At 40.0% G+C, this 21,918-nt stretch carries 22 protein-coding genes, 2 pseudogenes, 1 riboswitch and 1 other annotated feature; of the genes and pseudogenes, 10 read left to right on the forward strand and 14 right to left on the reverse strand.

The features are described from left to right. The first annotated feature begins 337 nt into the window (after nt 1-337). A riboswitch (TPP riboswitch) is annotated at nt 338-429 on the forward strand. Nucleotides 430-503: 74 nt separating this feature from the next. From DPV97_RS00905 to DPV97_RS00940, 8 genes are read left to right on the forward strand one after another with little or no spacing between them, the layout of a single operon-like run. Continuing rightward, nucleotides 504-1,229: an ABC transporter ATP-binding protein gene (locus tag DPV97_RS00905; protein WP_070715336.1), complete on the forward strand. Its 726-nt coding sequence runs from the start codon at nt 504-506 to the stop codon at nt 1,227-1,229. After that, nucleotides 1,226-1,963, forward strand: coding sequence for an ABC transporter permease (locus DPV97_RS00910; protein WP_005636483.1), 738 nt, complete (start codon nt 1,226-1,228; stop codon nt 1,961-1,963). Before DPV97_RS00905 ends, DPV97_RS00910 begins: the two co-directional genes overlap by 4 nt. 25 nt (nt 1,964-1,988) lie before the next feature. Next, nucleotides 1,989-2,933, forward strand: coding sequence for an ABC transporter substrate-binding protein (locus DPV97_RS00915; protein ID WP_070715335.1), 945 nt, complete (start codon nt 1,989-1,991; stop codon nt 2,931-2,933). Nucleotides 2,934-2,942: 9 nt separating this feature from the next. Further along, the gene (tenA, locus tag DPV97_RS00920; protein WP_070715333.1) at nt 2,943-3,590 is read left to right on the forward strand and encodes a thiaminase II; all 648 of its coding nucleotides are present in this window, start codon (nt 2,943-2,945) and stop codon (nt 3,588-3,590) included. Nucleotides 3,591-3,605: 15 nt separating this feature from the next. Beyond that, nucleotides 3,606-4,400 (forward strand): hydroxyethylthiazole kinase, encoded by a 795-nt coding sequence (gene thiM, locus DPV97_RS00925; protein ID WP_070715331.1) that lies wholly within the window; start codon nt 3,606-3,608, stop codon nt 4,398-4,400. After that, entirely contained in the window at nt 4,393-5,202 is an 810-nt protein-coding gene (gene thiD / locus DPV97_RS00930; protein WP_070715329.1) for a bifunctional hydroxymethylpyrimidine kinase/phosphomethylpyrimidine kinase, read from the forward strand. Before thiM ends, thiD begins: the two co-directional genes overlap by 8 nt. Nucleotides 5,203-5,212: 10 nt before the next feature. Beyond that, nucleotides 5,213-5,893: a thiamine phosphate synthase gene (gene thiE / locus DPV97_RS00935; protein ID WP_070715327.1), complete on the forward strand. Its 681-nt coding sequence runs from the start codon at nt 5,213-5,215 to the stop codon at nt 5,891-5,893. Next, nucleotides 5,877-7,190, forward strand: a complete 1,314-nt coding sequence (locus tag DPV97_RS00940) for an MFS transporter (RefSeq protein WP_049364527.1) — start codon at nt 5,877-5,879, stop codon at nt 7,188-7,190. The genes thiE and DPV97_RS00940 overlap by 17 nt, the downstream gene beginning before the upstream one ends. A gap of 105 nt (nt 7,191-7,295) precedes the next feature. Here DPV97_RS00940 and DPV97_RS09630 read toward each other — a convergent pair. From DPV97_RS09630 to DPV97_RS00960, 4 genes and pseudogenes are all read right to left on the reverse strand, one after another. After that, nucleotides 7,296-7,561 (reverse strand): annotated as a pseudogene (locus tag DPV97_RS09630) (cytochrome-c peroxidase); the annotation flags it as partial. Between the two features lie 297 nt (nt 7,562-7,858). Beyond that, nucleotides 7,859-8,746, reverse strand: coding sequence for a protease modulator HflC (gene hflC / locus DPV97_RS00950; RefSeq protein WP_049374430.1), 888 nt, complete (start codon nt 8,744-8,746; stop codon nt 7,859-7,861). Next, nucleotides 8,746-9,987: an FtsH protease activity modulator HflK gene (gene hflK, locus DPV97_RS00955; protein WP_070715324.1), complete on the reverse strand. Its 1,242-nt coding sequence runs from the start codon at nt 9,985-9,987 to the stop codon at nt 8,746-8,748. Before hflK ends, hflC begins: the two co-directional genes overlap by 1 nt. A gap of 128 nt (nt 9,988-10,115) precedes the next feature. Continuing rightward, nucleotides 10,116-10,826 (reverse strand): 4'-phosphopantetheinyl transferase family protein, encoded by a 711-nt coding sequence (locus tag DPV97_RS00960; protein WP_070715322.1) that lies wholly within the window; start codon nt 10,824-10,826, stop codon nt 10,116-10,118. Between the two features lie 172 nt (nt 10,827-10,998). On the opposite strand from DPV97_RS00960, the pseudogene DPV97_RS00965 reads away from it, so the two are divergent. After that, nucleotides 10,999-11,187: pseudogene (locus DPV97_RS00965) on the forward strand (PTS transporter subunit EIIC); the annotation flags it as partial. 230 nt (nt 11,188-11,417) lie between these two features. Here the strand turns inward: DPV97_RS00965 and thrC are convergent. The 3 genes from thrC to thrA form a co-directional block, all read right to left on the reverse strand. Next, nucleotides 11,418-12,692: a threonine synthase gene (thrC, locus tag DPV97_RS00975; RefSeq protein WP_070715318.1), complete on the reverse strand. Its 1,275-nt coding sequence runs from the start codon at nt 12,690-12,692 to the stop codon at nt 11,418-11,420. Between the two features lie 77 nt (nt 12,693-12,769). After that, nucleotides 12,770-13,714, reverse strand: coding sequence for a homoserine kinase (thrB, locus tag DPV97_RS00980; protein WP_005696633.1), 945 nt, complete (start codon nt 13,712-13,714; stop codon nt 12,770-12,772). A gap of 12 nt (nt 13,715-13,726) precedes the next feature. Further along, nucleotides 13,727-16,174 carry a bifunctional aspartate kinase/homoserine dehydrogenase I gene (thrA, locus tag DPV97_RS00985; protein ID WP_005696634.1) on the reverse strand — a complete coding sequence of 816 codons (2,448 nt, stop codon included), beginning with the start codon at nt 16,172-16,174 and terminating at the stop codon, nt 13,727-13,729. 31 nt (nt 16,175-16,205) lie between these two features. Then, nucleotides 16,206-16,321: a sequence feature (Thr leader region), on the reverse strand. A gap of 164 nt (nt 16,322-16,485) precedes the next feature. Between thrA and DPV97_RS00990 the strand changes: the two genes are divergently transcribed. Continuing rightward, nucleotides 16,486-17,190, forward strand: a complete 705-nt coding sequence (locus tag DPV97_RS00990; RefSeq protein WP_049371515.1) for a YggS family pyridoxal phosphate-dependent enzyme — start codon at nt 16,486-16,488, stop codon at nt 17,188-17,190. Nucleotides 17,191-17,246: 56 nt separating this feature from the next. Here the strand turns inward: DPV97_RS00990 and murA are convergent, their stop codons facing one another. From murA to mlaF, 7 genes are read right to left on the reverse strand one after another with little or no spacing between them, the layout of a single operon-like run. Then, nucleotides 17,247-18,527, reverse strand: a complete 1,281-nt coding sequence (gene murA, locus DPV97_RS00995) for a UDP-N-acetylglucosamine 1-carboxyvinyltransferase (RefSeq protein ID WP_049371516.1) — start codon at nt 18,525-18,527, stop codon at nt 17,247-17,249. A gap of 8 nt (nt 18,528-18,535) precedes the next feature. Beyond that, on the reverse strand, nt 18,536-18,793 hold the full coding sequence (locus DPV97_RS01000; RefSeq protein ID WP_005697151.1) for a BolA family protein: 258 nt from the start codon (nt 18,791-18,793) through the stop codon (nt 18,536-18,538). A gap of 13 nt (nt 18,794-18,806) precedes the next feature. After that, the gene (locus DPV97_RS01005; protein ID WP_049371517.1) at nt 18,807-19,142 is read right to left on the reverse strand and encodes an STAS domain-containing protein; all 336 of its coding nucleotides are present in this window, start codon (nt 19,140-19,142) and stop codon (nt 18,807-18,809) included. Between the two features lie 4 nt (nt 19,143-19,146). Continuing rightward, nucleotides 19,147-19,794 (reverse strand): phospholipid-binding protein MlaC, encoded by a 648-nt coding sequence (gene mlaC, locus DPV97_RS01010; RefSeq protein ID WP_070715316.1) that lies wholly within the window; start codon nt 19,792-19,794, stop codon nt 19,147-19,149. A gap of 21 nt (nt 19,795-19,815) precedes the next feature. Further along, a complete protein-coding gene (gene mlaD, locus DPV97_RS01015; protein WP_049364516.1) occupies nt 19,816-20,322 on the reverse strand; it encodes an outer membrane lipid asymmetry maintenance protein MlaD in 507 nt (168 codons plus the stop codon). 12 nt (nt 20,323-20,334) lie between these two features. Then, on the reverse strand, nt 20,335-21,120 hold the full coding sequence (mlaE, locus tag DPV97_RS01020; RefSeq protein ID WP_070715315.1) for a lipid asymmetry maintenance ABC transporter permease subunit MlaE: 786 nt from the start codon (nt 21,118-21,120) through the stop codon (nt 20,335-20,337). After that, on the reverse strand, nt 21,117-21,911 hold the full coding sequence (gene mlaF / locus DPV97_RS01025; RefSeq protein ID WP_111382838.1) for a phospholipid ABC transporter ATP-binding protein MlaF: 795 nt from the start codon (nt 21,909-21,911) through the stop codon (nt 21,117-21,119). The genes mlaE and mlaF overlap by 4 nt, the downstream gene beginning before the upstream one ends. Between the last annotated feature and the right edge of the window lie 7 nt (nt 21,912-21,918).

Here is a 21,918-nt window from a genome sequence, read left to right on the forward strand (position 1 = left end):
GTAAGTAAAATAAAAACCCGGCAAAAGTCGGGTTTTTTTATTATCTAAACGTAATTTCAAATCCAAATCCAATCTCATTTTTTACTTTAATTTTTAAAAACTTATTTTATTAGTTATTTCTTAGGCTGAAAGTATTTCTACGAAAATATAATTATTTTATTCTTATATTGCTCTTCTCATTCCAAGCCAAAAAGATCAAACTTAAGTTTGATCCGGTCTACATCTTTTTTATATTCAAGCATATTAAGTATGCGTTATCAGCGCTAAACAAGAGAACCGCTCTCATCAAATGAAATTTATTCTTGTTTTATTCTACATTGAGATATACAATCGTTTTCAACTCTAGTCGGGGTGCCACAAAGTGGCTGAGATGATACCCGTGAACCTGAAACAGTTAGCACTGACGTAGGAAACTAATATGCCAAAATACTTTTCATTCTTCATATCTATTTTCAATCCTTTTTTCTCACAGCCTCTAGTTATTAATCAATAAGGTTAATGCTATGGTGAATATTCAGGATCTCAGCCTTGCTTTTGGTAAGCAGGCATTATTTGAGCATCTTAATTTAACGCTTTTACCTAATGAATGGGTAAGCCTACTTGGCTGCTCTGGAGTAGGTAAATCAACGCTTTTAAGATTAATTGCAGGGCTTGATACACAAGGGAAAATCCAAGGCAATATCATCTTTAATCCTAATATTCAAGTGGCATGGCTACCACAAAAAGATACCCTTTATCCCTGGCTTTCAATTATTGATAACGTCCAGTTAGAAAACGTACTATTCGGGAATAAATCTGCAAAAACAACTCTTCAAGCAAAAGCACTACTTGAACAAGTAGGTATGTCAGAGCATCTGCATAAAAACTGTGCTCAATTATCTGGAGGGCAAAAACAAAGAGTAGCTCTCGCTCGAGTATTAATGCAAAACGCTGATTTAGTTTTACTTGATGAACCTTTCTCTGCCCTTGATGCGATTAGTCGTTACCAATTACAAAACTTAGCCTATGAAATGTTAAAAAATAAATCAGTGTTATTGGTTACACACGATCCCCAAGAAGCATTACGCTTAAGCCAACGTATTTTTGTATTACGTTCACCGCAGCCTAATCAATCAGCATTATCCGATGTCATAAAACCTGAAGGTAAAGCACCACGAGATCTAAACCAAAACAATTTGTGGATGCTCCAACAGCAATTATTAAATGAGTTATTAGAGGGAAAAAGATGAAACTTAGCCTTCTTAAACCACTCTTTATTGGAATTATATTGCTGTGTCTCTGGCAACTTATTGGCGTATTAGGTGATTTTCCTCATTACATATTTCCTTCTCCACAAGCCGTGTGGCTGCAATTGACTTCCAATGCAGAACTACTTTGGCAGCATACACAAATCACCTTAATTGAAATTGGCTTAGGGTTATTGTTGGGGTTTATTTTCGGACTGTCATCAGCCCTCTTACTCTCTTTTTCACCTAAAACATCATCATTACTGTTACCGATTTTAGTCATTTCTCAAGCAATTCCTGTTTTTGCTATCGCCCCGATACTCGTACTTTGGCTAGGTTATGGTATGCCATCAAAAATTGTTATGGCTATTCTCATTATCTATTTCCCTGTAACCGCAGCCTGTTACGATGGCTTACGCAACACGCCTAAAGCTTGGCTCGATCTCGCTAAAACGTTCAAACTCTCACCTTTACGTTTATTGCTTAAAGTACGTTTACCAGCTGCTTTACCTGCATTTGCATCAGGCTTTCGCATTGCTGTTTCAGTCGCCCCGATTGGTGCTGTAATCGGAGAATGGGTGGGGTCATCAGAAGGGCTTGGCTATTTGATGATTCACGCCAACGCCCGTATGCAGGTGGATTTAATGTTTGCCGCGTTGCTGATCTTAGTGGCAATTTCGCTTTGTTTATATTTCAGCATTGATTGGCTACTACGCCGTTTTATTTGGCACGTTTAGCACTTCATGACAAAAGGAGACAAAAATGAAGAAAATCATCCGTTATTTCAGTATTTTTATTGGACTCACCGCCAGTTTTACCAGCTTGGCAAAAGAGAAAATCAGCTTAATGCTTGATTGGTATGTAAATCCTGATCACGCCGCAATCATTGTCGCGCAACAAAAAGGCTTTTTTGAAAAAAATAACTTAGACGTCGACATTATCGAACCCGCCGATCCATCATTACCGCCTAAATTAGTTGCAGCAGAAAAAGTGGACTTAGCTATTAATTATCAACCTCAACTTTATCAACAAGTTGCTGAAGGATTACCTTTAGTACGCGTAGGTTCACTGATTTCTAGCCCACTAAATAGCGTTGTAGTGCTCAAAAATAGCAATATCAAAACACTTGCCGATCTGAAAGGCAAAAAAGTAGGCTATTCAGTTAGTGGTTTTGAAGATGTGTTGCTCGACACAATGCTCCATTCTATTGCACTCAACAATCAAGACGTAAAATTAGTAAACGTGAATTGGTCACTTTCCCCTTCTCTTTTAACTGGACAAGTCGATGCGGTCATCGGAGCATTTCGTAATTTCGAACTGAATCAGATCCATTTGGAAAAACAAGAAGGTGTGGCATTTTTCCCTGAAGAATATGGTGTGCCGGCTTATGATGAATTGATTGTAGTTGCTAACAAAAACAGTCTTGCTTCTAAAAAAATTTCCGATTTTTTGACCGCACTTGAACAAGCTACAACCTATATACAAAGTCATCCAGGTGAAGCATGGCAAGCATTTGTGAGCTATAAGCCAAAAGAGCTTAATACGGAATTAAATCAATTAGCATGGAAAGATACCCTACCTTTATTAGCAACGAAACCCCGTCAATTGGATGCTAAACGTTATCAACAAATGGCGGAATTTATGTATCAGAAAGGCTTGATTCAAAAAGCACTTGAATTGAAAGACTATGCTGTCGAATTACAGTAAGGGAAAATGATGATCAACCAACTCATTCAGCAAGCGCAACCTTATTGGAAGCAATATGTTGAGCATGAATTTGTGCAACAACTTGCAAAAGGCACCTTGCCAAAAGCTTGTTTTCAGCATTATTTAAAACAAGATTACATCTATCTTTTCCATTACAGCCGCGCTTTTGCTTTGGGTGTGTTCAAGGCAAGAAATTTTGCCGAAATGGACATGCCGCGTAAAACACTCGACATTCTTTGCCAAGAAATCCAATTACATTTGGATTACTGCCGGCAATGGGAAATTAGTGAACAGGAAATATTCCAAACACCAGAAAGTGCGGCATGTATTTCCTATACACGTTACCTGCTTGATTGTGGAATGACGGGCGGCTTACCAGAACTTTATGCAGCGGTTACACCTTGTGCTTTAGGTTACGCACAAGTCGCCCGCTATATCACAGAAAATTATCCAAAACTACCAAGCAATCCTTATCAAGCATGGATTGACGCATACTCTGCATCAGAATATCAACAAGCCGCACAAGAAACTGTTGATTTTCTTACCGTACTTTGTGACCCACTTAATGATTCTCAACTCGCTAATATCCAACAGATTTTTACCACAGCCACTCGAATGGAAATTGGATTTTGGCAAATGGGATTAGATTTAGCATAAAAATGGAGGGGTGAAATGAAATCAGTTTATTTATCAAAAATTCGCGAACAAAATCCGTTGATTCATAATATTACCAATATTGTCGCAGCAAATTTTAGCGCCAATGGTTTGCTCGCTTTAAGCGCATCACCGTTGATGTCTGCTAATATTGAAGAAATGGTTGAAGTACCCAAAATCAGCCAAGCATTGGTAATCAATATCGGCACGCTTATCGGTAAAGAACGAGAGGCTATGTTATTAGCAGGTAAAACCGCTAATTCAATCGGTATTCCTGTCGTGCTTGATCCTGTTGGAGTGGGTGCTACTAGCTACCGACGCGAAACCATACGTCAATTATTATCGGAAGTGAAATTTACCTTAATCCGAGGTAACGCTGGCGAACTTGCTACGATTGCTGGTGAAGACTGGCAAGCAAAAGGCGTGGATGCAGGACAAGGTAAAACAAATCTACAAGAAGTTGCTCAACACGTTGCACAACGCTATGACTGTGCAGTGTTGATTAGTGGCGAAGTCGATATCATCAGTGATGGAAATCAAACAGCTACCATCCATAACGGCACGCCATTATTCCCCAAAGTCACCGCATCGGGGTGTTTATTAAGTGCAGTATGCGCAGCATTTTTAGCCGTTGATGAAGGTAATCATTTTTCTGCAACAGTCGAAGCCTGTGCCGCTTACACCGTTGCAGGGGAGCTTGCGGCTAAAAACTTAACCACGCAAGTCGGTCAGTTCCAAATTCGCTTACTTGATGAATTGGCAGCCTTAACGCCTGATTTAATAGAACAAAACGCGGAGATGAAATATGTCTAACATTCCACAAACATTGACTATTGCAGGTTCTGACAGCGGCGGCGGTGCTGGCATTCAAGCAGATCTCAAAACCTTTCAAATGCAGGGCGTATTTGGCACTTCAGTGATTACTGCAGTCACTGCTCAAAACACACTTGGCGTATTTGATATTCACCCAATTCCGCTGAACACGATTCAAGCACAACTGGAAGCGGTCAAAAATGACTTTCAGATTGCAAGTGCCAAAATTGGTATGCTTGGTACAGCAGATATTATTGAATGTGTTGCTGATTTCTTAAGTCATCGTCCATTCGGCACATTAGTTCTTGATCCCGTCATGATTGCGAAAGGGGGCGCACCTTTATTGCAACAACAAGCGGTTTCTGCATTAATCCAACATTTATTACCACTAGCCGACGTGATTACACCTAATATTCCCGAAGCAGAAGCTTTAACAGGCATCAAAATTTCTGATACAGCTAGCATTCAACAAGCTGCGTTAGACTTGCAAAAACAAGGCGCAAAGAATGTGATTATTAAAGGTGGACATTCGCTCAATTCACAAAGTCAGCAATGCCAAGATTGGATCCTTTTACAAAATGGTGAGCATCTTGTTTTAGAAAGCCCGCGTTTCAATACTCCACATACTCACGGCACAGGCTGTACTTTTTCAGCCTGCTTAACAGCAGAATTAGCCAAAGGTGCGCCATTAAAAAGTGCAGTGAAAACAGCTAAAGATTTTATTACGGCAGCCATATCTCACCCATTGAATATTGGTCATGGACATGGACCAACAAATCATTGGGCTTACAGTCACCTTTAAGGATTGAAAGATGAAAAATATTCAAGAAATTTTACCGCTCTATTTTGTAGCGGGCACGCAAGATTGCCGACATTTAGGTGAGAATCCAGCAGAAAACTTGCTCTTTGTACTAAAACAAGCTTTAGAAGGTGGCATTACCTGTTTTCAATTCCGAGATAAAGGCAAATTCTCATTAGAAAATTCACCAATGGAACAACGTTCTTTAGCCATTAGCTGTCAAGATTTATGTCGTCAATATAATGTGCCATTTATTGTAGATGATAACGTTGATTTAGCTTTAGAAATTGAAGCGGATGGCATTCATGTTGGGCAAAGTGATATGCCCGTAAAAACGATTCGAGCAAGAACCAATAAACCACTTATTATTGGTTGGTCAGTCAACCGTCTAGACGAAGCCAAAATCGGAGAGGAATTATCTGAAATCGATTATTTCGGTATTGGTCCAATTTTTCCGACTCAGTCAAAAGAGAATCCTAAACCAACACTTGGAATGGCGTTCATTCAAACATTGAGAGAAGCAGGAATCACCAAACCACTTGTGGCTATTGGTGGTGTAAAACAAGAACATGTAAAAACCTTACGGAAATATGGCTCTGATGGTGTTGCAGTTATCACGGCTATAACTCAAGCGAATGATATAAAAGTAGAAACTCAAGCCCTAAAGGAAGAAAGTAATGCAAGCAACCAATAATCCAAATAGCTTAAAACGAGTAGCAATAGCAACAATGATTGGCACCGCTATTGAATATTTCGATAACTATATTTATGCCATGGCTGCGGTGCTCGTTTTCAATCATCAATTTTTCCATGCAGCTGATCCACTTTCAGGCCAAATTGCTGCGCTTTCTACGCTAGCACTGACTTTTATTGCTCGTCCTCTGGGGGCGGTATTATTCGGACATTTTGGCGATCGCTTAGGAAGAAAAAATACCTTTGTTATGAGCCTGTTAGTAATGGGAATCTCAACCGTAGTGATCGGCTTATTACCGACTTACGACAGTATCGGAATATGGGCAACCATCTTACTTTGCTTGTGCCGTATCGGGCAAGGCATTGGTTTAGGTGGCGAATGGGGTGGCGCTGCATTAGTGGCAATCGAAAATGCACCTGAAGGAAAACGTGGTTGGTATGGTACTTTTCCACAATTAGGCGCTCCTCTAGGATTACTACTTGCCAATGGTGTCTTTTTACTCATTACCGCGCTTTTTGGACAAGCAGCAATGACTGACTGGGCATGGCGAATTCCATTTCTTTCCTCTTTTGTATTAGTTGTCATTGGGTTGTATGTTCGATTAAAACTTACGGAAGCACCAATATTTATTGCCGCACTTAACCAGCTTAAACCTAAAACTTTACCAGTGATGGAAGTGATCGTTACTCATTTCAAACCATTCTTCTTAGGCATATTGATCTGCATTGCAGGCTATGTGCTCTTTTATATTATGATCGCTTTCAGCCAAATTTATGCAAAATCTGCCCCAACCGTATCAGAAGCTGGCTACGCAATGGGATTAGGTTTCTCACCACAAATTTTTACTGCTTTACTAATGTGCAGTGCGATTTCATTAGCCATTACAATTGCTATTTCAGGCAAATATATCGATATCGTTGGACGAAGAATTTGGTTAATTTGGACAACCTTTGGCGTGGCTATTTTTGGCTTAGCCTTGCCATATTTTCTCGATAATGGAACAACTACCAGTCTATTTTGGTTCTTGATGATAGGAATGGGGTTAATTGGCATGGGTTATGGCCCGCTTGCGAGTTTCTTACCTGAATTATTTCCAACACATGCTCGTTATTCCGGTGCATCGTTGACCTACAATATTTCAGGCTTATTCGGTGCCAGTGTAGCAGCAATTATTGCATTACCACTGAATGCAAATTATGGCTTAAAAGGTGTTGGAATTTATCTAACCTTAAATGCCGTATTAAGTTTGATTGGACTTTGGTTTATTACGGAAACAAAGGATAAACACTTAGCATAAAATAAGGGAAAAGATACTCATCGTTTTGCTTTATAGTAAATCTCAAAATAAAACACATAAAAAAACGACCGCACTTGCGGTCGTTTCTATTTATAGCTCAAAGGATTATTTTAATTTTTCACCTTTAAATTCACCTGTTAAACTTTCAAGAAAGAGGTAATGTATTCCACATCTTTTTGAGCGGGCTGTTTCACATTACTTTGGTATTTCAACATTGCACTCACAGCATCTTTTAGCTCTTTTGCTGACGCATCATGGAAATACGGTGCAGTAAGTGCGAGATTACGCAAGGTTGGCACTTTGAAACGATGCATATCAAATGGAGCTTTCGTTTGAACAAAGCGACCTTCATCGGCATCAGTTAATGGCGTAAACGATCAGCGTCAACATTGGGTGTTTATTTTGGCAAAGACATTTTACGTGCTTCACGAATCCAGTTAAGCAACGCCACTTTTTCTTGTTCGCCCGTATAGCGATTTTCCATTAAAAATTAGGTCGCATTCTCTTTATCAAATTGATGTAGATACCCCACTACGCCCAAATAACCTAAGATAGCAATGGCGGCTCCGCCAATAATCAGTTTTTTCATCTAATAATCCTCCAAACGATCAATAAACATAAAAAATGCGGCTATTTCTAACCGCACTTTACTTTTCATTATCTTTTGTTTATTTCTTTGGCGCCTGCATAAAGCGGAAAAAATCGCTATCAGGTTTCAAGATCATCATATTATCTGAACCTTCGAAGCTACTTTCATAGGCTTTTAAGCTACGAATAAAGCTATAAAATTGTGGTTCTTGAGCAAAAGCTTGAGAATATAATTTTGCTGCAGCCGCATCACCATTACCACGTAATTCTTGTGCGGCTTTATTCGCATTTGCTAAGATTAAGATCACTTTACGATCTACATCCGCTTGAATGAATGCTGCTTTTTCCTTGCCTTGAGAACGATGTTCACGCGCAACGGCATCACGTTCTGCACGCATACGTTGGTAAATCGAAGAAGAAACTTCATCCGGTAAATTGATTTGTTTTACGCGAACATCGACGACTTCAATCCCTAATTCAGCGGTACTATCCTGCCCTGAATTCAATGCTTTTTTCGCTCCCACCATTAATTCACCACGTGTACCTGAAACGATATCTTTAATCGTACGAGTACCAATTTCTGAACGCAGACGGTCATTCACTTTACGGCTTAATAAGCTTGAAGCTTGGTTATAATCGCCACCACCCGTTGCAGTATAGAAACGACCGAAATCGCTGATTTTCCATTTCACATAGGAATCTACCAACAAGTCTTTTTTCTCGACTGTCACAAAGCGAGTAGCTGAACCATCTAAAGTACGAATACGCGCATCAAGCACTTTAATACTATCAATTAAAGGCAATTTGAAATGCAAGCCTGGTTCATACACAACCACTTTGTTTTCTGCATCACGTTGTACTTTATTAAAACGTAACATGATGCCACGAGTGCCTTCAGTTACAACCACGATGCTGGAATACAACACCGCGGCAATCACCACAATAATCGGAAGTAAAAATTTACGCATTAGTTAAATCTCCCTTGGCGAATGCCTTCATTTGATTGAACTGGTTGAGCCGCTTGTGTTTCTACTCGACGTTCCTGTGTTGAAACAGGTGCAGAACTGACCGCACTTTCAGAAGTAGTAGTCATTGGCTTGGTCACTTTTTTACCCATTAATTGCTCCAATGGCAATACAGTTAAATTATTACCATTATTGCTGTCTAGCATCACTTTTGGTGTGTTTGCCATGACTTTTTCCATGGTTTGAATATAAAGACGCTCTTTTAACAAATCAGGCGCCGCTTTAAATTCAGGTAGAAGACGTTGTAAACGTTCCACTTCCCCTTGCGCATCAAGTACAACACGATCTTTATAAGCCGTAGCTTCTTCCACAATACGTTGTGCATCACCGCGAGCGATTGGCTCTTTCTCGCGAGCATAAGCTTCTGCTTCACGAATGTAACGTTGTTCGTCTTCCTGTGCTTTAATCGCATCATCGAAAGCATCTTTCACTTCTTCTGGTGGGCGTGCGGATTGAAAGTTCACGTCAATCACTTCAAGTCCCATATCATAAGGTTTAATAATATCGTTCAATGCTTTCCACGTATCTTCACGCACCACGGCACGACCAGTTGTCAACACATCATTCATGGTCATATGACCAATCACATAACGAAGTGCACTGTCAGTCGCTTGTCCGAGGCTATTATCTGCATTGCTCACGCTAAACAAGTATTTTTCAGGATTTTGCACGCGATATTGCACGGTCATTTCTACTTTAACCATGTTTTCATCTTTAGTTAACATCGCACCTTGCGTTTTAAGCTCACGAACTTGTTCCACATTCACTGGAATCACTTTATCAATAAAAGTTGGTTTCCAGTTTAATCCTGGTTGAACAATAGAATGAAACTCACCAAAACGTAACGTCACACCACGTTCTGCTTCTTTAATAGTATAAAAACCACTTGCGCCCCAAATAATCCCTCCGATTACGGCGGCGATCGGTAAAATTTTACCTAAATTAAATAAAGGCACATTAGACGAAATATTATTTGAACCGCCTTTTTTATTACCACCACCTAATTTTTTCAGCAGGTTATTGAATACCTCTTCAATATCTGGCGGTGATTGCTCCTGATTTTTATTGTCTCGCGCTCCCCAGCCATTTTCATTTTGCTTATCTGATGAATTATCTGACTGTTTTGGACCGCTGCTCTGTCCCGGTTTACCCCAAGGATCTTGATCTGGACCGTTTTGCGACATTACGTTCTCCATTTGTCTAAAAATTTTAATGAGTTTATCGAAATAAATGGGGTTAGTCTATGAAAATACAAGTGGCGAATCAAGTTTTATAAAATAAAAAATCCTTGAATATTTTCAAGGATTTTCTTTTATTCATTTACTTGGTAAATCAAGGATTTTTTTATATTTTTTTCGAGTAATTTTTTTCCATTCCAGTGATAAAAGTGCGGTTGAATTTTTGACTGATTTATAAATCCTGCAAAGTAAAAAGGCAATTCATCCGTAAAGAGCAACGCACCTTTCGGGCAATAATCTGAAAAGATCTGCAGTTGTTCTGGCAAATGCGTCACACTTGATAACTTCACTATTCCTACGCCTTGTGATTTCAATACAGCTTCACGCAAACACCAACAACGATAAAAAGCCAGGTCTGCATCAGGCTGTTTAGCAAACCATTCTTGTTCTGCTTGTGGCGCAAAATGAGCCATGAGCGCAGAAAAATTCCGTTTTTTTGAAAATTCAATATCAATACCGACCGCACTTTTTTCTGATTCATTAATATGTAGCAATACGGTGACCCAATCATCAGAGTGACTCATATTAAAATCAATATTCTCGACGAGAAATTGTGGTCTGCCACTTTGTGTACGATAAATTCGCTCTAAAAGTGCGGTTGATTTTTCTGCTGTTTTTAACAACTGCCAAAGTAAAAAATGTGCCAATCGACGACATTGATGTCGTTGTGTTATCCGAGAATTTCCCTTCGGTTCCGTATGCAAATTCTCAGGGACTAGTTCCCTAGGAATTTCATCAAAAGGAAAAGGTTGTTGAATATTGGCGTAGGCAATAAAAGCTGTCATAAAAATAATGAATAAACATGCAAATTTGATTGCATTATAAAAGGAAATCCACCGCACGCCAACATAAGCTAAAACTCACCAAAGCAAGGTGTTAGGTTGAAACTGTGAGCGGTTTCACAGATTTTTCTCTTTAAATACGTTACATTTCAAAAAAGTAATCACAGGAGGTTCTATGTTTAAACAACTTCAACAAGTCGGTAAGGCATTCATGTTACCAATTGCTATTTTGCCTGCTGCCGGCCTTTTACTCGGGATCGGTGGGGCACTTTCCAATAAAGCAACAATGCAAGCTTATCCAATTTTAAATAATGAGGCGCTGCAAGGCCTGTTTCAGATTATGTCTGAAGCTGGTAGCGTGGTGTTAAGGATGTCAAAGCCGTTGATAAAGCCACATTAAAAAATTAGGCGCGATTGATGTGTTTGAAGTCGGTGGTAGCGTACAGGCTATTTTCGGTGCTAAAGCCGTACTCTATAAGAGTGAAGTAAATCAAATCTTAGGAAAAGAAGATTAATTCCTAAAAATAAAGGGCGTTTATCCCGCCCTTTGAGTGACAAAATAAAAGTGTGGTCAAAATCAACCGCACTTTTTTATTATTTCAACAAATATACACGTAATTGTGCAAAATCGTCATCCATTTCATCAGAAAGTAATGGCAATTTATTATGTTTATCCAACGCTTCTGGCAATGGAAGATCGAGCGAAAGAATACGCTCCACAGACTCTTTAAATTTCGCAGGATGTGCCGTACATAAGAAAATACCGGTTTCATCCGCTTTAAGTTGGTCTTTCAATACTTGATAGGCGATCGCACCGTGTGGTTCACATAAATAACCTTTTGCATACATCGCTTTTAAAGTATCTTCTGTTTCGCCATCGCTTAACATACCTGAACCTAAATCACTTAAATTCCAGCCATTGCGTTTGAATAGTTCTTCTACACGCGGCCAGTTGTTCGGACGACTGACATCCATCGCATTAGAAAGCGTGGCTACAGTCGCTTTAGGTGCCCAGTTACCTGATTCTAAATAACGCGGCACGGTATCATTCGCATTGGTTGAAGCAATAAAGCGTTTAATTGGTAAACCTAATGTTTTTGCGATTAATCCCGCAGTTAAGTTTCCGAAGTTACCACTTGGTACGGAAACTACGACATTATCACGTTTTTCTTTTGGTAATTGCGCGATCGCTTCAAAGTAATAACAAACTTGCGCTAATAAACGGCTAATATTAATGGAGTTTGCTGAGTTTAGACCAATTGCTTGACGTAGTTCAGTATCATCAAACGCTTGTTTGACTAACGCTTGGCAGGCATCGAAATCGCCATTAATCGCAACAGTGCGGATATTCCCACCTAAAGTACAGAATAGTTTTTCTTGTAATGGGCTGATTTTGCCTTTTGGATATAAAATCACCACATTGATATTTTCCAACCCGTAAAATGCGTGGGCAACGGCTGCGCCAGTATCACCAGATGTTGCTGTTAAAATGGTGATTTTACCATCACCACGCACAGCAGCGAGCGCCTGCGCCATAAAACGACCACCAAAGTCTTTAAATGCTAAAGTTGGTCCATGAAATAATTCAAGGGCATAAATATTGTCTTCCACTTTTTCTAATGGTGCAGTAAAGGTGAATGCATTTTTCACCATCGCATCTAAAGTGGCTTTCGGTAATTCTTCACCGATTAATGCACCAAGAATTTTTTGGCTACGTTCAACCAATGGTAAGGCTAATAACTCGTCAATATTGGTTAAAGCGGGAATCGTTTCTGGAAAGAATAAACCTTGATCTTTGCCAAGTCCTTGACGTACTGCTTGCGCAAAATTTACTTGTTCTTCGGGGTGTTTAATGTTGTACAAATTCATTGTATATCCGTTAATTATAGAGTTTTAATAAAATGGTATTCCCCTCTTAATAAGAAGAGGGGAAGATGATTGACTGCTTAACCTAGCTCTCTCGCGCCATCATTATCAACCTTACAAACATGAACAAAGCCTTCATTGTTTTGTAAATAATGATTTTCTAAATAAGTCGCCAGTTTTGTTGCCGTTTGTAAATCGGGTGCAATGGAGAAAATCGTTGGACCAGAACCTGAAATTCCCGTCGCTAATGCGCCTAAATCACGAGTAGCTTGTTTCACTTCTGCGAAATTTGGTAATAAAGCCTCACGATAAGGTTCTGCAATCACATCTTTCATCATCATCGCTGCAAGGTTTTCTTGATGCGTGTGACATGCGTGCACAAAGCCACCTAAATGACGACCATGAGAAATTACATCCTGACGCGTATAGCTTTTCGGTAAAATTGCACGCGCTTCAGCGGTTGAAACCTCAATGCCTGGATAAGCTAAGACCCAATACCAATTATCAAAAAATGGCAGTTTTTGGCAAATGTTACCGAGGGATTGTACCATAAATTGCACACCGCCTAGGTAACAAGGTGCCACATTATCATAATGGATCGAGCCTGAAATACGCCCCTCTAGCTCTCCCATCATCTCTAACAATTCCATTTTTGAGAATGGTTCATCGTGGAATTTATTTAATGCCACTAATGCAGCCACGATAGAGCACGCACTTGACCCCAAGCCCGAACCAATCGGCATATTTTTCTCAAGGGTCAAACGCAATGGTTTGACTCTCATATTGCGTAATTTTAATTGCTCACTAAACAGCACATAGGCCTGATACACGATATTTTTTTGCGGCTCTTTTGGCAATTTACGCACAAAATAGCCCGCACTTTCGAGCTCAAAGCCACTTGGAATAGACTCAATCTGTACAACATCACCTAATAACGAACCATCAATCGGTGAAATGGCTGCACCTAACGTGTCAAACCCTACACTAATATTTGCACTCGATGCCGGCGCATAAATTCTTAACATGTTATGTCCTTTTTAGTGGTGTAATGTTCTTAAAATATCCGCAAAGATACCCGCTGCAGTCACGGCATTACCCGCACCGTAACCGCGTAATAACAACGGAATTGGTTGATAATACCGAGTGTAAAATGCAAGGGCATTTTCACCATCTTTCACCTTATACAATGGATTATTTTGATCCACCGCGATGATTGACACTTTGCAGTGGCCATCTTTAATTTGTCCTACGTAGCGCAATACTTTGCCTTCCGCTTTCGCGGCTTCAACGCGTGCTTTAAATTCCGCATCTAATTGTGGCAACATCGCCATAAATTCATCAGCTGATTTGCCTTCAGAGAAGCCTTTCGGTAACACGCCTTCCACTTCCACATCGGAAAGCTCAAGTTCTAGACCCGCTTCACGCGCTAAAATAAGCAATTTACGTGCCACATCTTGACCCGATAAATCATCACGAGGATCTGGCTCTGTAAAGCCTTTTTCACGTGCAAGTGCGGTCACTTCTGAAAGAGAAAGTCCTTCTTCTAATTTACCGAAGATGAAAGAAAGTGAGCCCGACAAAATGCCTTCGAAATACTCAAGCTCATCACCCGCTGCCAATAAATTCTGTAAGTTTTCGATAACCGGTAAGCCAGCGCCTACGTTGGTTTCGTACAGGAATTTATGTTGGCTTGCTTGTGCATTGCGACGTAATTCGTGGTAATAGGCTAATTCACGCGTATTCGCTTTTTTATTTGGGGTTACCACATGGAAGCCTTCTTTTAATGCGCGCGCATAAAGCCCAGCGACCGATTCAGCTGTTGTACAATCTACGAAGACTGGGTTCACTACGTGGTGTAATTTAATGAAAGATAACAAAACATCGAAATCAGAAGGTTGGGTCGCATTTTCAAGATCCACTTTCCAATTATCTAAATTTAATCCGTTTTCATCTAAAAGCATTTTGGTTGAATTCGCTAACGCACAAACTCGGATTTCAATGTCCTTCTTTGCAAGATACTCTTTTTGCTGCTTGATTTGCTCAATCAACTCGCCGCCAACACCACCTACACCGACTAGAAACATATCAACAACTTTTTTGTTATTAAAAAGCGCTTGGTGAGTGGCTTTCACAGCTTCAATCGCTTTATTTTGCGCCACTACCGCTGAAATTGAACGCTCAGAAGAACCCTGTGCAATTGCGACTAAGCTGATATTCGCTTGTGCCAATGCAGAGAAGAAACGAGCCGCGATACCTTTAGCTTGTTTCATACCATCACCTACAACTGAAATGATAGAAAGATCTTTTGCAACTTCAATAGGTTCTAAGTCATGCGCTTTTAATTCTGTCGCAAACTCTTGTTCTAAAACCGCTTTTGCTGCATCCGCTGATTTCACTGGTACACAGAAACTAATGCTGTATTCAGAGGACGATTGCGTAATTAAAATAACTGAAATACCGGCTTTTGACATCGCTGAAAATACACGCGCAGCCATCCCCACCATACCTTGCATACCAGGACCTGAAACATTGAACATTGCCACGTTATCAAGGTTAGTAATCCCTTTTACCTGTAACCCTTCAGATTTCACATGACCATCAATTATTGAACCTGGTGCAGATGAATTACCGGTATTTTTAATCACACAAGGGATTTGTTTTGGTAATAATGGACCAATTGTACGTGGATGGATCACTTTCGCGCCAAAATAAGAAAGCTCCATCGCTTCACGGTAAGAAAGGCTTGGTAATAAACGAGCATCTGGCACTAAACGTGGGTCACAAGTATAAACGCCATCTACATCAGTCCAAATTTCACAAACAGACGCATCTAAACAAGCGGCTAAACAGGCGGCTGAATAATCAGAACCATTACGGCCTAATAACACTAATTCACCTTTATCATTACATGCGGTAAAACCAGCCATTAAAACGACTTTATCTTTACCGATACTTTTCGCATCAACGCGTTTTGTCGATTCGTCAATATCAACTGAAGATTCTAAGTAACCACCTTGTGCTAATAATTGCTTAACTGGATCAACAATGTGAACACTGTATCCACGCGCTTCAAACCACGCTTTCATCATCGCAATCGATAATTTTTCACCACGACAGTCAATAGTTGCTTTAACTTTATCTTCTACTTTGCCAGCTTGGCGGATTTCTTCTAATAAGCCTTTAATTTGAGCAAATTCTGCATCAATGAGGGCTTTAGTACCAGCAAGATCAAATTTATTATTTTCAGCGTGTAAACCATTAATGATGTTATAGAAAATCTCAATGGCTTCGTTAAAGTGGGTATCAGTAGGTTGGTTTAATGCGGCTTTTTCAGAGAGGGCAACAAGATGGTTAGTAATTTTTGCAGGAGCAGATAAGACACCAGCCGCCTGCTCTTCCAAATGAGCTTTTTCGATTAATTGAGCCGCTTGCGAGAAACGCTCAGGGTTGGCTAATGAAGTGCCACCAAATTTTAATACGCGCATGATAATATCCTCAGATGTTGTGATTTTTAAATACTAAAAAACCCGCACTAGACTGAATGCGGGTTTTCTTGATCCTGTTTGTTACGCACTAACCCGCCCCATTAATGGTCGTAATGGTCATAATAATGGTGGTAATCGTGAAAGTGCGGTTATTTTTCATTGTGTTTTAACCTTGAAAAAAAAGATGTGTTTAGAAATACCGAAAAAGCGCGGGCTTGTCAAACACAAAATTGAAAAAATGAAGATTTTTTCTAAAAATCATCGCTTTGGTGTAGAATAAAGAGAGTTTCACATTGGTCAGGAAGGGAATTATGACAATTAAACAAGCACTCGAAACCATCCATCAAAAAATCCAAGATGCCACTCAACTCGCTCACCGCCCAGAAAGTGCGGTCACTTTATTAGCAGTTTCTAAAACGAAACCCAATGAAGCGATTTTAGAAGCCTATCATGCAGGACAAAAAGCATTTGGGGAGAACTACGTTCAAGAAGGTGTCGATAAAATTCAGTATTTTGAAGCACAGAATATTCAGCTTGAATGGCATTTTATTGGCCCATTGCAATCCAATAAAACGCGTCTTGTGGCTGAACATTTCGATTGGATGCAAACGCTAGAACGAGCCAAAATTGCCGATCGTTTAAATGAACAACGCCCTGCCAATAAAGCTCCGCTGAATGTTTTAATTCAAATTAATATCAGTGATGAAGCGAGTAAATCAGGCATTCAACCAAGTGAAATGATTGAGCTTGCAAAACACATTGAAAATCTACCGCACTTACGTTTACGTGGATTAATGGCTATCCCTGCTCCAACAGACAATATTGCAGAACAAGAAGCGGCTTTTAGCCAAATGGAACAATTATTTGAGCAATTGAAAGTCGCTTTCCCTCATCAACAAATTGATACGCTTTCGATGGGAATGACCGATGATATGCAAACTGCCATTAAATGTGGCTCAACCATGGTACGTATTGGTACAGCCATTTTTGGGGCGAGAGATTATTCGAAAAAATAATGAATAGAAAATAAAAAAGCGGTCAAAATTGACCGCTCTTTTTTATCTGGATTTAATTAAACTTCTTCGCTCTTTTCAGAGAAACGTTCAATCTTCGCACCTAAGCAACGAAGTTTATCTTCAACGTGTTCATAACCACGATCGATGTGATAAATACGATCAACAATGGTTTCACCACTTGAGATACAACCTGCTAAGACAAGGCTGATTGATGCGCGTAAATCTGTTGCCATCACTTCTGCACCAGAAAGATGCTCAACACCATGACACACTGCAGTATTACCTTCAATCTCAGCTTTACCACCCATACGAATTAATTCTGGAATATGCATAAAGCGGTTTTCAAAGATGGTTTCAGTGATGATACTTGTACCTTCTGCCACCATGTTTAACAAAGTGAACTGAGCTTGCATATCGGTTGGGAAACCTGGGTGTGGTGCAGTACGAATATTAACAGCTTTTGGACGATTGCCATGCATATCCAAGGTAATGCTATCTTCTGTGACTTCAACTTGTGCACCCGCTTCACGAAGTTTATCAATTACCGCATCCATGGTATCCGCTTTGGTATTTTTACATACCACGCGACCACCAGAAATAGCACCTGCAATTAAGAATGTACCAGTTTCAATACGATCTGGCACAATGCTGTGCTCGCAACCAGTTAAACGTTCAACACCTTCAATAACAATATGATCCGTACCTGCACCTGTAATTTTAGCGCCCATTTTGTTGAGAAAATCTGCCGTATCAACAATTTCCGGCTCGCGAGCAGCGTTTTCAATAATTGTTGTACCTTTTGCAAGCGTTGCAGCCATCATGATAGATAAAGTTGCACCAACGCTCACTTTTTCCATCACAATACGTGTACCCACAAGACGATCTGCGACAACTGCTTTTACATAACCTTCATCAAGTTCAATCGTTGCACCGAGTTTTTCTAAGCCACTAATGTGAAGATCGACTGGACGTGCACCGATAGAACAACCGCCCGGTAAAGAAACTTGACCTTGATTAAAGCGAGCCACCAATGGTGCTAATGCCCAAATAGAAGCACGCATGGTTTTTACTAATTCATACGGTGCAACGAAGTGATCAATTTTAGAACAATCTAATAATACTGCACCTTCAGCATCACGCTCTGCCACAACGCCAAGTTTACGTAAGATTTTTAAAGTGGTATCAATATCTTTTAGTTCTGGTACATTTGTTAATTTAACTGGCTCAGTTGCCAAAATTGCGGCAAAAAGAATAGGAAGTGCAGCATTTTTTGCACCAGAGATGGTTACAGTACCACTTAAGCGAGATTGCCCGCCATAAACACGAAATTTTTCCATAGAAAATCCTAGCTTGCTTGATGTAATAGACGATCCATTTTCCACTTTGCAGTGGTATAGGTTTTAATGGTTAAAGCGTGAATTTCGCCAGTTTGGAAATAAGGCATTAATGGCGCGTAGATGGTTTGTTGCTGCTTTAATTTAGAAAGTGCTGAGATCTCATCACTCACTACAATCACACCAAAGTGTGCATTTTCACCTTGAGCATAAACTTCATCTACATTCAGGCTTTCTTTTAAAATACGTTCAATTTCTTGCAGTTCCATTAGGATTTCCGTTTTAATGATGATCAATAAAAGTGCTAATCCAATGAGATAAATTCACTAAATCAGCAAGGGTTAATAACTGTTCTGGAGGGTTTATCAACCGCACTTTTTTATTTGGTAACTGCTCACAATCATGTAAAAAATCACACAATAATGCAAAACCGGCAGAATCAATTCGATTGATTTCAGTTAAATCAAATTCAATGAGACTTTGATTGTTTTGCTTTTCTGATAAAAAAGAAGCACGTTGTTGCCATAATGGTAACAACGTGTTGCGGGATAGCTCCCCCGATAATTGGAGGGCTATCTTATCATTATTTTGGATTAAATCCCACTTTAACGCAGTCATTCGCTTATTTGCTCAATGTCACGGGTGCTGCGGCAGATTTTTGAATTTGAGCTGTTAAAGCATCAATACCTTGTTGACGTAAAATACCGCTCCATTCGTTTTGTTTGGTGACAACCATACTCACGCCTTCTGCAACCATGTCATAAGCTTGCCATTCGCCAGTTTTACTGTTTTTACGCCATTTGAAATCTAATTTGATTGGCGCTTGTCCACCATTTTGCATGATGTTTACACGAATGCTTACAAGGTTTTTGTCACCTACTTCTTTAGCCGGTTCAATTTGAATATTTTGATCGGTGTAAGCGGTTAACACTTGTGCGTAAGCTTGTTCGATAAAATCGCTAAATGCTTTAAAGAATTTATCACGTTGTTCTGGTGTGGTTGACTTAAAATACGAACCCAACACTAAAGAACCTGCATAGTTTACTTGCACGTAAGGTAATAAATCATTACGCACGATAGTACGTAAATAGTTTGGATCCTTTTTAATTTTTGCCTGATTGTTTTTGATATCGGCAAATAACTTATCTGATGCTTGTTGCATCAACACATAAGGGCTCGTTTCTGCACGTACAGTTTGAGTCACAAAAAGTGCAGTCACTGCAAATGCCATTACGCTAAACCATTTTTTAAACTGAGTAAATTTCATCATAAATCTCCTAAATAAAGATTATTATTTGGCTTCAGGTTCTGCTTTGTCAGCATTGCCATCGGCTTTTTTATCACCGTAAAGGAATTGGCCGATTAAATCTTCCAACACCATTGCGGATTTTGTGTCTTGAATTTGGCTACCGTTTTTTAACATCGCGGTTTCACCATCATCAAAACCCATCGTTAAGGCGATATATTGTTCGCCCAATAATCCCGATGTTTTGATCGATAACGAACTATTTTCCGGAATTTCTTTATATTCTTCATTAATCGCGATACTGACTTTTGGTAAGTAAGATTTTTCGTCTAACGTAATGTCAGATACGCGACCAATGACCACCCCACCAAGTTTAAGTGGTGCACGGACTTTTAGTCCACCAATATTGTCAAAAGTTGCAGTCACTGTGTAAGATTTTGTTTCACCAAAACCTTGTACGTTTGCTACACGTAAGCCTAAAAACACTAACGCGGCGATACCAAGTAGTAAAAATAAGCCTACCCAAAATTCATATTTAATTGTTTGTCGCATAAAAATACCCTTTTAGCCTGCCCCAAACATAATGGCAGTTAAGATGAAATCGAGCCCAAGTACCACAAGTGATGCGTGGACAACCGTTCTGGTTGTGGCTTGACTGATACCTTCAGATGTTGGAATACAATCATAACCATTGAATAACGCAATCCACACCACCGCAATGGCGAAAAATACGCTTTTAATAAATCCATTTAGAATATCATAGCTCCAGCTGACAGCATTTTGCATCACTGACCAGAAGCTACCTGCATCCACACCTTTCCAATCCACGCCAACAAGCGAGCCGCCCCAAATACCAATCGCGGTAAAGAGAATCGCAAGAATTGGCATCGCAATCACGCCCGCCCAAAAACGCGGTGCAATCACACGACGTAGTGGATCGACTGCCATCATTTCAAGGCTAGAAAGTTGTTCTGTGGCTTTCATTAAGCCAATTTCAGCCGTTAACGCTGAACCCGCACGACCCGCAAATAAAAGTGCGGTCACTACTGGGCCTAATTCACGTAATAAAGACAGTGCCACAAGTTGTCCAAGGCTGGTTTCAGCAGAAAAATCCACCAAGACCACATAGCCTTGTAAGCCTAACACCATCCCAATAAATAAACCTGAAAGCAGGATAATTAATAAAGACTGTACACCTAATACGTACAACTGCTTCACTAATAAAGGAAAATGTTTGCGAATTTGTGGCTTACCGACTAACGCACCAAACAACATAAAGCCTGATCGGCCTAATGCACGGAAAAATTTGATTACGCTTCGTCCAAGTGAAGAAATCATATCAACGATCATTTAAATAATTCCTCCACATAATCTTTTGCTGGATAATGGAATCTCACCGGTCCATCCGCTTCGCCTTTTAAGAACTGCACCACTTGAGGATCTTGGCTAGCAAGCAGTTGCTCTGATGTTCCTTCGGCGATCACATGCTTATCCGCAATAATATAGGCATAATCTGCAATACTTAATATTTCATTCACATCATGAGAAACCACGATAGACGTTAAGTTCAGCGCTTCATTCAAGCGTTTAATTAAACTCACGATTACGCCCATGCTGATTGGATCTTGCCCTGTAAACGGCTCATCAAACATAATTAAATCAGGATCAAGTGCAATCGCTCGAGCCAATGCGGCACGACGCGCCATCCCACCAGAAAGCTCCGAAGGCATCAAATCTGCTGCACCACGTAAGCCCACCGCTTCTAATTTCATCAACACAATTTGACGAATTAGACTTTCCGGCAAACGGGTATGCTCGCGAATCGGAAATGCCACGTTATCAAACGTGGAAATATCCGTAAATAAAGCGCCTGATTGGAATAACATTCCCATGCGTTTACGTACTTCGTAAAGCTCGCGATTTGAAAGACGACAAATATCTTGTCCATCAAACAAAATCTCGCCTTGTTCAGGATACAACTGACCACCAATTAATTTCAGCAGCGTGGTTTTCCCGATCCCTGACGGCCCCATAATGGCCGTAATTTTACCCTGTTGGACTTTCAAATTCAGGTTATCGTAAATCACACGCTCACCTCGTTTAAAGGTCAGGTTTTTGACTTCGATTAGATTTTTATTCATTAAAATC

Source organism: Haemophilus parainfluenzae (assembly GCF_003253005.1).
Lineage (GTDB): Bacteria > Pseudomonadota > Gammaproteobacteria > Enterobacterales > Pasteurellaceae > Haemophilus_D > Haemophilus_D parainfluenzae_M.